General features: G+C 33.5%; 4 protein-coding genes. All 4 read left to right on the top strand.

Annotated elements, in window-relative coordinates; genetic code table 11:
• Nucleotides 1-25 precede the first annotated feature (25 nt).
• Nucleotides 26-4,486: a non-ribosomal peptide synthetase gene (locus tag G3A47_RS18155; protein WP_166924900.1), complete on the top strand. Its 4,461-nt coding sequence runs from the start codon at nt 26-28 to the stop codon at nt 4,484-4,486.
• Between the two features lie 362 nt (nt 4,487-4,848).
• Complete coding sequence (locus tag G3A47_RS18150) at nt 4,849-6,804, top strand: alpha/beta fold hydrolase (protein WP_166924898.1); 1,956 nt, start codon at nt 4,849-4,851, stop codon at nt 6,802-6,804.
• 172 nt (nt 6,805-6,976) lie between these two features.
• Complete coding sequence (locus tag G3A47_RS18145; protein ID WP_166924896.1) at nt 6,977-9,370, top strand: serine hydrolase; 2,394 nt, start codon at nt 6,977-6,979, stop codon at nt 9,368-9,370.
• A gap of 786 nt (nt 9,371-10,156) precedes the next feature.
• The coding region (locus G3A47_RS18140; RefSeq protein WP_166924894.1) for a non-ribosomal peptide synthetase at nt 10,157-11,979 on the top strand (1,823 nt) is incomplete at its 3' end.

Raw genomic sequence — 11,979 nt, 5'->3', positions numbered from 1 at the left:
TATTATTTAAAACACAACTTTTACAATGAAACTTACTCTTCCTCAACAAGATGTTTATTTCGAACAGTTATTATTCCCTGGTGAGCCCATATATAATATTGGAGCCAAAATCGAAATCAAAGGAATTATAGATGCCGAAGTATTCAAAAAAGCATACCTGGCGCTTATTGATCAGCATGATTCTTATAGAAGTATTCTTGTGAAAAATCAAGATGATATTGCCATTAAAGTAGTAGACGAGCATCAGTCTGAATTGGGATTTGTAGATTTTTCTGAGGATGAGAACCCAATAGAAAAAGCTACAGCCTATATGCAGCAGGAATTTATAAAGCCCTTTGATTTATTTGATGAAAACCTTTTGCATGTTTTTACTTTAGTAAAAGTGAATGAAAGTTTTCATTATTTGTTTTCCGTGTATCATCATATTATAACCGATGGTTGGGGGACCTCATTGATGTTTCAGAGGTTAGTTCAGAATTATAACGAAATTTATGAATTTGGTGCGGTTAACACGGTTTATCCATTTAGTTATAAAGACTTTATGGAAGACGATGAGAAGTATCAGGATTCAGAGTCTTTTGCAGAAGATAAAAACTATTGGTTAGAGACGTTTAAATCGATGCCGGAATCTCTTCTGGAAAAAGAAACGGCATCAGATCACGCATCACTGACGCATAAAAGCTCCCGCAAAGAATTAATTATTAAAAGAGAGTTGTACAATCAATTGACTCAATTGGAAACGGAATATAAATGCTCTTCGTTCCACTTAATTTTGGCTGTTTTATATCTCTATTTTGGCAGGAAACATCAAAATGATGATTTTGCAATAGGTTTACCGGTTTTAAACAGGAGCAAGTCTGTTTATAAAAAAACGGTAGGTCTTTTTATGGGAGTTTCTCCTTTAAGGATTCAGTTAGATTACGATATGACTTTTGAAGAATTAATCATCAAGATAAAGAATCAATTGAGAGCCGATTATCGTCATCAAAGATTTCCTTTAGGCAAATTAATTCAGGAACTCCAAATTTTTAAAGAAAAAGACAGAATATTTAATATCACGCTTTCGTATGAAAAGCAAAATTATTCCAATCATTTTAAAGATACAGAGACCCGCGTAATACCATTAACCCATCAATCAGAGCGCGTGGCTTTGGCCATTTATATTCGGGAATTTGATGAGTTGGAAGATGTCAAAATTGACTTTGATTACAATCTGGACTATTTTAATGAGGTACGAATTACACAAGTAGTTCATCATTTTGAAAACCTTCTTAAAGGCATTCTATTGCATCCGGGTAAAAAGTTAAAAGAGTTCAGCTATCTAACAGAAGAAGAAAAACACCAGGTTCAGGTTGCATTTAATGACACAAAGTTTGATTATCAAAAAGAAAAAACAATACTAAATTTATTTGAAGAACAAGTTGAAAAATTCCCTGTAAGAGAAGCTTTAAAAGACGATTCAAGATCGTACTCTTATAATGAACTTGATCAATTATCGAATCAAATAGCCGAATATTTGCTAACTCATTTTGGCAAAAAAGATAAATCTCCTATTGCTGTGCTGTTAGGACGATCGGCCAATATGGTGGTTGTGCTATTAGGCATATTAAAATCGGGGAGATCCTATATTCCCCTGGATCCGACATTCCCGGAAGAACGATTAAACTATATTATTGAAAACAGTCAAAGTAAAGTACTAATAACAGAAAAAGACTATTCTCTGGATACAACTAGTGGTGTGACCATACTTTCGTTGGAAAATATTTTTGACCAGTTGGATCTGTTCAAAGGAGATCAGGATCCGGGAATAAAAGTTGCTCCGACAGATACAGCTTATGTTATTTACACATCAGGTTCAACAGGAAACCCCAAAGGTGTTGAAATTGGGCATAAATCGTTGCTTAATTTTTTAATTAGCATGCGGGAAAAACCGGGAGTATCTTTAAATGATGTATTGTTTTCTGTAACTACTTATTCTTTTGATATTTCAATTTTAGAGTTTTTTACACCCCTGATCTCAGGTGCTACGACATATATAGCAAGTCAGGAAGTTTTATCAGATCCTCAATTAATTATCGAAAAATTAGAAGAAGTACAACCTACAATAATTCAGGGAACACCAAGCTTTTATCAAATGTTATTTAATGCGAATTGGCAGGGAAACAAAACATTAAAAGTATTGTGTGGAGGTGATTTGTTAAGTGAATCATTGGCAGAAAAACTGCTGTATCATTGCAGTGAAGTTTGGAATATGTACGGACCAACTGAAACTACTATTTGGTCCAGCATAAAAAAAATACAGCATCCAAAAGAAGCGTCAAATATTGGGAAACCGATACATAACACCCAATTTTACATTTTAGACCAATACCTAAGTCCAAAACCAATAGGTACGACAGGGGCAATCTATATAGCTGGCGAGGGATTGGCAAAAGGGTATTATAATAATGAAACATTAACCAAAGAAAAGTTTATTACAAATCCATTTGATGCGACAAGTTTATTATACGAAACCGGTGATGTAGGGAAATGGAATGATGAGGGTGAAATAGAATTTTTAGGAAGAAATGACAATCAAGTCAAAATTAGGGGATATAGAATTGAACTTGGGGACATAGAGACACAATTAAATCAAATCGAAGGCATTCAGGACTCTGTTGTAATTGCTAAAAAAAGTGCACAACAAGAAGCTTTTTTGGTAGCCTTTATTCTAAAGAGTGAGAAAGAAAGCAATGAAAAAGAAATCACTACGCTATTGAAGAAGAACCTGCCGTACTATATGATTCCGAATGTGATCATTCCATTAGAAAAATTCCCATTGACGCCCAACCAGAAAGTAGACAGAAAATCGTTGTCGCAAAGAGACATTCAACAAAGTAGGGATGAAGATGATTTTAAAGCTCCGACTTCTGATTTAGAGAAGAAACTTTCCGAATATTGGAACGAGGTATTAAATACAAAAGCACCCATAAGTATAACCGAAAATTTCTTTTCGCTCGGCGGACATTCATTGAACGCAGTAAAATTAATTGGATTAATCAACAAAGAGCTTTTATTTTCAATTAGTTTGAAAACGGTTTTCGACTATCCAACAATTGAGTTATTAGCCAATTATCTGCAAGAACTTAAACCGAACCAATCTGCTGTTATGTCTGTCGCTGAGGTTAAAAGTTTTTACAATGTAACCCCTTCTCAATACAATATTTGGTTTGCCTCTCAACAAATAAAGGGGTCAATTGCTTACAACATGTCAGCAGCTTACAAGGTAGACAGTTTCGTAAATGTTGCTACTATTGTAAAATCAATCAATAAAATAATTAATAAACACGAAATCTTAAGAACAAATTTTATTGAAATGAACGGGGTTCCATTTCAAAAAATTAATTCATTTGAAAACGTTAGGTTTGAAGTAACAGTTGCTAAAACAACAAACGAAGAAGTTACCGATACCATAAACCAATTAATTAACACACCATTTGATTTAGAAACTGATTTATTAATCAGAGTACAACTTCTTCAGTTAGAAGCAGATCAGTTTCTATTACTTTTTTCTACGCATCATATTATAATGGATGGTATGTCGTTGGAAATTTTCATCAAAGAATTTATTGAAAACTATAATGACAGTAACTCTCTTGACGTATCTAAAGAAAATGCGTTAGAATTTCAATTTAAAGATTACTCCGAATGGTTTAACAGAACATCAAAAGAAAATGCCGTTAAAAGTGAATTGTTTTGGGAAAATTATCTTCAAAATTATCAACCCAAAGATTCTTTTGAAAAGGATTTTGGTATGGAAAGCAACCAGCAAAACGGAAGTAACTGTTTTTTTGAATTAACAGTTGACACTACTTTGGCGTTAAAAGCATTAGCCCTTGCAGAACAAACTACTTTTTATACCATTCTGGTGACAGCTTTAAATATTCTGATTTATAAATTTTCCAATCATAATGATATTTGTATAGGAACTGTAAACTCCGGAAGAAATAGCACTGAGTTAAACAATCAAATCGGAATGTTTGCCAAAACACTTGTTTTGAGAACCAAAATAGAGCCGGAGCAAACGGTTGCTACCATGCTTAAAAATACACAAAACAATTTATTGGAAGTAAACGAGAATCAGGATGTCCCATTTTATAAGCTTCCTCCCTCAGTTTTTGATATAATGTTAGTATATCAGAATCCGGAATTTTCTTTTGTAGATATCGATGCATCTAACGGGTTTAAATTAATTTCTTATCCTATTGATAACAAATACAGCAGAATGCCGATCGTGCTTAATTTAGCCGAAAGTGACAATAGGCTAAAAGGTGTTATAGATTATAATTGTGATTTGTTTGACAAAAACACGATGCAAACCATAGCATTAAAGTACAGTATGATTTTAAATGAAATATTAAATAACCCACTAACGAAAATAGACTTAATTGATGCTAAACTGGATATTGAAAAAAATACAGCATTAGACTTTGAGTTTAATTTCTAAAAAAATGTAAAATGTTATACTGTGAAATGTAAGATGTATACTGTAAGATGTATACTGTAAGATGTATACTGTAAGATGTATACTGTAAATTGTAAAGTGTGATATGATAGTTTTGAAAGGACAAATGCTTTAATTAACGGATTTTCTTGTCTTTAAGCAAAGCGTTAGATTGTTGCTGTATTTCAGTGATTTATATGTTCGTACAATGTAAGATAGTAATCAATTAAACAAACTCATTACTTCTCACATTTTACATCTCACATCTCACATTATACATTTTACAGTATACATTTCACAACTAGCTACTTGAGTTAAATAGTACCGAAATATTAATTATTAAATAACATAAAACCAATACTATAATGAAAAACCAACTAAACAATCTAATAAGGTTTCTTTTATTGCTCTGTCTGTTCCCAACATGTTTATTTTCTCAATCAACTCCTTATAAATTTGAGAAAACGGCCACCTTTTTTCCTGATGAAGAAATTATCAATAACGATAATATTGAATGGGGATATCTAACCGTTCCTGAAAACTGGGATAAACCTGAAGGAAAAAAAATCAAATTAGCCGTTGCTGTTTTAAAGAGAAAGGCAAAGACCGGTGACGCAAATCCGGTTCTTTTTATAGAAGGAGGGCCGGGTGCCGGCGAAATTGCTTCAATATGGACTTGGTTGCAACATCCGTTAAGAGAGAAAAGCGATATTGTTCTGGTAGATTTAAGAGGAATTGGTTTTTCTTTTCCTAAGTTCTGTCCGGATCTGGGGAAAAAATTCCTTGAAATTCTCGCAAAAAATCAAAACAGCACGCAAGACGAGCAGCAAAAAGTCATGGCTGCAATGGCTTGTAAACAAGATTTAGTCAATAGGGATATTGACCTAAACGCTTACAACAGTAAATCGATTGCCAAAGATCTGAATGCTTTAAAAACAGTATTAAAATATGACAACTGGAACGTTTACGGCGTATCCTACGGGACTTACACCGTTCAGGTTTATGCCAATGATTTTCCCAATGATGTAAAAACACTGGTATTGGATTCTACTATTCCGGATATTGCTAAAGACTATTACAATAAGAATACTTCAAATTATATGAGTAGCCTGCAGAAAGTTTTTGACGCCTGTAAGGAAGATCCTAATTGCAACAAACAATACCCGGATTTAGAAAAAATCTATTACGAAACAATAGAAAAATTGAATAAAAAACCTATTACGGTTAAGGTAGATAAAAAAGTAGTGCCCAGCGGATCGTTTACGTATAACCCGGAAGATTTTAAAGTGTGTATTCAGCAATCTTTATACCGCCAGAATCTGATAGAGATTATTCCGTTGTTAATCACAGAATTTAGTAAGGAAAACAAGGCGACTTTGGCATCACTTGTTGCTGCTTTTTCAGGAGCTTTAAGCTTAGATTATGGGGTGTTTTATTGCACGGCCTGTGAGGAATCTTTACCTTATAATTCGATCGGGGCATTTAATAAAGACGCGCTTCAGTACAAAAAGCTACAAGGCGGGCTGTCGTTTTATAAGTCTGACTTTTTGGTATGTGACAAATGGAATTTAGGACTTAAAAGAACGTCAACGACCCCAAATGATTTATCGAAGTTGTCTACATTAAACATACCGGTACTAGTACTTTCGGGTAAATTTGATCCAATTGTTCCGGTTGAAAACGGAGAAATCACAAAGGATAGATTTAAAAATGCATTTTTGGTAGAAGGGCCTATTTTGGGACACGGCTCCAGTTTTTCAGAATTTGGATTCGAAATAATAGCGCATTTTGTAAAGAATCCGAAGCAAAGACCGGATACAAAAAAATTAGAGGCCGATAACAAAGTTCATTTTGTTACAGATGTAAATATTAACGGTGGAATATCAAATTTTGCCAATAGTGTAGGGCAGTTAAACCTGTTGTTTTTTGCTCCGCTCTTTATTGCGATTGTTATCCTGCTAATTTCAATTTTGAATTTTTGTTATGTATTAATCAGAAACCGGAAAGATGACACCAAAAATAAATTGATAAAGTATTTAATTATAATAACTTCTTTATTGAGTTTGTTTGCAATTGTCGGGTTAGTTATGGCCTTATACAGCACCGTAAATATCAATTTTTACATACTTGCTTTTGGGTTACCCGCTAAGTTTGCTTATTTATTTACGGTTCAATGGATCTTTTTTGTACTTACGATACTTTCAGTGGTTTATTTTGTATTCAATATTAAGACCATTGCTAATAGAAGTGTAATCAGTACGATCTTGTTTTCATTTGTTCTTATAAATATATATTTTCAATACTGGGGGCTTTTATTTTAAAGTATAACTTAGTAGCAGAACCAAGAAATAAAAGAGAGGGAATTAGTGCTATTGGTACTTGCTTCCTCTTTTTTACTTTAAATTAAAAAGTTAAAGGAGAAGTAAAATTTATTAAGCTTCCTGGAAGCGACATGTTTATAGAAAAATTCTAAAAAATTAAAAAAACGCAGATATGTACAAATCAAAGTTCAGGTTATCGCTTTTAATAAACATTTGTTTTTGTTTATTCTCTTCCTTTGTTTTTTCGCAAGACAAAATACTATTTGTAGTTTCTAACCAGGACTACTATGGAACTTCACAGATTAGAACTTCTAATCACTTTGGAGAGATTGTTGTGCCCTACGACGTATTTACAAAATCAGGATTTACGGTAGATTTTGTAAGTCCAAATGGTGGAGCTGTTCCAATTGGCTATATCAATGCTTCAGACAGTATTCATAAAAAGTTTCTGTATAATAATTTTTTCATGAGTAAACTCAAAACTACGAAGAAACCTAACGAAATTATTCCTGAAAATTATAGTGCGATTTTTTATGGCGGCGGGGGAGCAGCTATGTTTGGTGTAGCAGAAAACACAAGCATTCAAAACCTTGCGAAACAAATTTTTGTGAAAAACGGAGTGGTTTCGGCTATTTGTCATGGTACGGCAGGTTTAGCATATTTGAAAGACGAGTCGGGGAAATCCCTTTACAAAGGCAAGAAAATAACCGGTTTTGCTGATAAATTTGAAGACAGACAAGAGGAATATTACAAAACATTTCCTTTTGCCATTGATGATGCTATAAAAAAGAATGAAGGCAACTTTGTACATTCTGATAAATTAGGAGAGGGTTTTTATGTAGTAGACGGTCGGTTTGTGACGGGACAAGACCCAAGTGCTGCTTCAAAAATGGCTTCAGAAATCATCACTCTTATAGAAAAAAACAAAGCTGTTGCACAACCGGAAGTCATTAGAAATTTGGATAAAGTATTCTCTGAGTGGGATAATGTTAAGGCAAAACCGGGTGTAGCAGGAGCTCTTCTGAAAGACGGGCAAATTGTGTATACAAAAGGTTTTGGAAGTGCAGATATAGCCCACGAAATTCCCGTAAATACCGATACCAAATTTCAAATAGGGGCAATGAGTAAACAATTTACAGCTTTCACTATTTTGTTGCTGGAAGAACAGGGAAAATTGTCTTTATCTGATGATGTGCGCAAATACATTCCGCAACTTCAAGATTTTGGGTCTAAAATCACCATAAAACATTTGCTAAGTCAATCGAGTGGTTTGCATGATTTTTTGGCTTTAAAAGAAATTGCAGGTTGGCAGGAAAAAGATGTTTTTACACAAAAAGACGCTTTGGATTTAATTTTTCGTCAAAAAGTATTGGATTATGAACCGGGAACAAAGTTTTCGCAGACGTCATCAGGGCTTATTTTATTAGCTGAAGTTGTTAAAAAAGTTACAGGTCAAACACTTGCTGAATTTTCTCAGAAAAATATTTTTCAACCTTTAGGCATGACCAATACCTTGTTTTGTGATGATAATGAAATGATCATCCCCAATGCAGCTGTTTCGTATCAGGTATCCAAAAACGGATTGAAGAATAATCTTATCAATTATTCCATCGTCGGGACTACCAATCTTTATACTTCGGCGGCTGATTTGAGCCGCTGGTATCTCAATTTTGAGAAACCCAAAGTTGGCAGTAAAAAATTGATAGAAAAATTAACTTCTCCGGTTACTTTAAATGATGGTAAAACTACTTTTACCCCGACCTCGGGAAGGCTTTTGTATGGACAACAGTACTTACATGCTGAACGCGGTGTTCCAAAAATCTGGGCATATGGTTTAGAAGGCGGTTATGCAAGTAACATTTTCATATTCCCTAATCAAAAAGTTACTTCGTTTGTGCTTGCAAATAATAACAGATATAATGGTATTCTTGCTATGAATATGGCTGTTGAAGTCCTTGGAAATGCATTTCCGCAACCTCCAACTATTGACTTTAGTAAGCTTAAAACCATAAAAATGACACCCCAACAATTAGAAGTTTACAATGGCTTTTATTGGGATAATGAGAGAGTGTCCGGACGCAGGGTTTTTGTAAAAAATGACACTTTACGCTATCAGGTATTGGGCAGTGCAACTGAAAGTTTGTTACTACCTATTGCAGACAAAAAGTTTCAAATGGTGGTTGATGGAGACGATGTAATTATGGTCGAATTTCGCAAAGAAAAAGATCACTTTAAATTGATTTACACTTCCGGTGAAAGCGACGAATATGTCTATGAATACTATACTCCAAAAGCATATTCTACAACAGATTTAGAGGAGTTTTCAGGTACCTATTATTGTAAAACTTTGGGATCAGGTTATACATTGGCTAAAAACGAAAAAGGTTTATTTACCAATAATAAGAGTCAAACTATGATTAATTTCACTCCGATTCAGCCAGATTTGTTTCTGAGTAGCGCAAGAAATTGGGGAGGCATTCGGTTTGTTCGTGATAAGCAACAAAAAATCACAGGATTTTATATAAATTCTGATAAGATTAAGAATTTACTTTTTGAGAAAATCTAGCAGAAGAGCTATACATTATTGATAGTTGTGAGATGTGGGTTGTGAGTTTTGGGTTATGGGTTTTGAGTTATGAGTTTTGAGTTATGAGTTTTGAGTTATGAGTTGTTAGATGCTAGGCGCTGAATATGGTAATTTCTGTTTATCGTTGGCAAACATTTATGTATACAATAATAATACAAGTAGAATTATCAATTTAACAAAAATTAGTATAAGCTTTTGTTTTCTAAATATTCTATTGATTAGGATTTGGCTACCGTAAATAAAACGGACTACTTTTTAGACTTACATTTCACAACTCACAACTCACAACTCGCATCTCACAACTCACATCCACAACTCACATCCACAACTCACATCCACAACTCACATCCCACATCTTACATCCCACATCTCACATCTCACATTTCAGATCCCACAACTCAAAACTCACAACTCAAAACTCACAACTCAAAACTCACAACTCACAACTCACAACTCAAAACCCACAACTCGAATTAATTCCTAGTACTTCCAATACAATTAAATAGAGCAAGTTATTAAATCGTTAAGTTTTGTGAGAAAAAGTCCGTAATTTTTTTAATAAAACTCCGTAATTTCTTTATATATGTAGTTGCTACTTTAGTAAATAATCTATGCATGTTACAATTTGAACGTCATAGATGATTTATGGTAAGAATCAAAATAAGGATACTATAGAAGTATTTAGTCTAGTAAAATCCTTAATACTTATCAAATAAACACTACAAAAGAGTACCGGTTCTGATTAAAAACACGAATGTGAAATTTATGGATAGAAACATGGAGTCAAGTAATATTTATTTAGTTTCAAAATATTGGAATAAAAAGATATCAAATAGAGAAAAAGTTCTTGGGTTGCAACACAAACAAAATAGTCTTCCCTGTATTACTATTGATACCAAAGAATTACATTATTTTAATAAGATTACCAATAAAAACGTAATAGCTCAGTATACAGTTATAAATTCTATTTATTCTTTTTTATTGAAGAGATTTATCAATGAATTTGATGGTTATCTGGTGTCAAACTATAACGATCAATATAATTCTTTGCTTCTGTCATTTCCGACAGATTTAAAAATGTCATTTAAAGAATATCTTCAAAATGTAAAACTTGAAATTTTAGAGACATTAAAACATTCTGATTCTAATAATGCCCTTATTGCTGAAAAAATAATTGGTAATGATTTAAGTCTTTTGTCTAACTACGGGATCAATTTCAACTCCGACTCTAAGTTAGATTGCAATGGTATTTTGTTTGATATAAAGATAAACGATACTATTGAAATTCATGCATCTTTTTTAGAAGGTTTTGTAAAAAAAACAATAGTTGCATATTTAGCTCAGCATTTTAGCCATTTTATTGTCAATTTAGAGCATAATATAGCATCTGATTTATCCGAATATCCTCTACTGTCTGTAAAAGAAAAGCACCAATTAGTAGTAGATTTTAATGATACCGATATAGCATATCCGAAAGATAAAACGATACTAGCCTTATTTGAAGAGCAAGTAGCAAAAACGCCAAATAATGTCGCTGTTGTATTTGGAGAAATAGAATTAACCTATCTGGCATTAAGCGAAAAGGTAAATCAGCTAGCGAATTATATTTCTTCAAAATACATCGTAAATAAAGGAGATATAATTGGAGTGTTTTTGCCTAAATCAGATACGGGAATCATTTCGTTATTGGCGGTAGTAAAGTTAGGCGCAGTTTATCTGCCAATAGATACCAATTATCCCCAGGAGAGAATTGACTATTTAATAAAAGACAGTGGTTTAAAGTTGTTAATTGCTACTACTGCCACTTTAGAGATTGATAATTGTGATATAATTGCTGCAGAATCAATGCATTTTGATAGTGGTAGCAGTGATACTATCAATAAAGAGATTTCATCCAAAGATTTAGCTTATGTAATTTATACTTCAGGTTCTACTGGGCATCCAAAAGGAGTACTGGTAGAACATCGGAGTGCGATAAATATGTCTTTAGATCAAATCAGATCTTTTGAAATTACCGAAAGAGATAAGGTGGCATGGTTTGCTTCTGTTGCTTTTGATGCGTCTATATCGGAGATTCTGATGAGTTTGTATAGTGGTGCTACGTTATGTATTCCGACAGAAGAAACCATAAAAGACAAGGATCAATTTATAAACTTTTTAAAAGAAACAAAATTATCTGTAGTAACCTTTCCGCCAAGTTATCTGGGATTATTGACAGAGGAGGATATTTCAGAATTAAGATGTATTATTACGGCTGGCGAATCGGCTAATCCGGGTAAAGCAAAAGAAATTGTAAAATCAGGAATTGATTATTACAATGCTTACGGACCTACAGAATGTGCTGTTTGCGTATCTATATATAAAGTCGAAAATGATTTTGATAAGTCTATTGTCCCAATCGGCAAACCGATCTCCAATACTCAGGTGTACATCTTAGATGAGGCCTTACAACCGCTCCCGATAGGAGTTACAGGGAAGCTGTATGTATCAGGAGCAGGTGTTACCCGGGGGTATTTGAACAAACCTGAACTTACAGCAGAAAAGTTTATCGCTAATCCTTTTATTGAAGGCTCCCGAATGTATGACAC

Source organism: Flavobacterium poyangense (assembly GCF_011751075.1).
Classification (GTDB): domain Bacteria; phylum Bacteroidota; class Bacteroidia; order Flavobacteriales; family Flavobacteriaceae; genus Flavobacterium; species Flavobacterium poyangense.
This window is presented reverse-complemented; position numbering and strand designations above follow the sequence as displayed.

Excerpts from the sequence above, each read along its gene's own strand:
- G3A47_RS18155 (WP_166924900.1), top strand. The coding sequence starts at position 26 with ATGAAACTTACTCTTCCTCAACAAGATGTTTATTTCGAACAGTTATTA.
- G3A47_RS18150 (WP_166924898.1), top strand. The coding sequence starts at position 4,849 with ATGAAAAACCAACTAAACAATCTAATAAGGTTTCTTTTATTGCTCTGT.
- G3A47_RS18145 (WP_166924896.1), top strand. The coding sequence starts at position 6,977 with ATGTACAAATCAAAGTTCAGGTTATCGCTTTTAATAAACATTTGTTTT.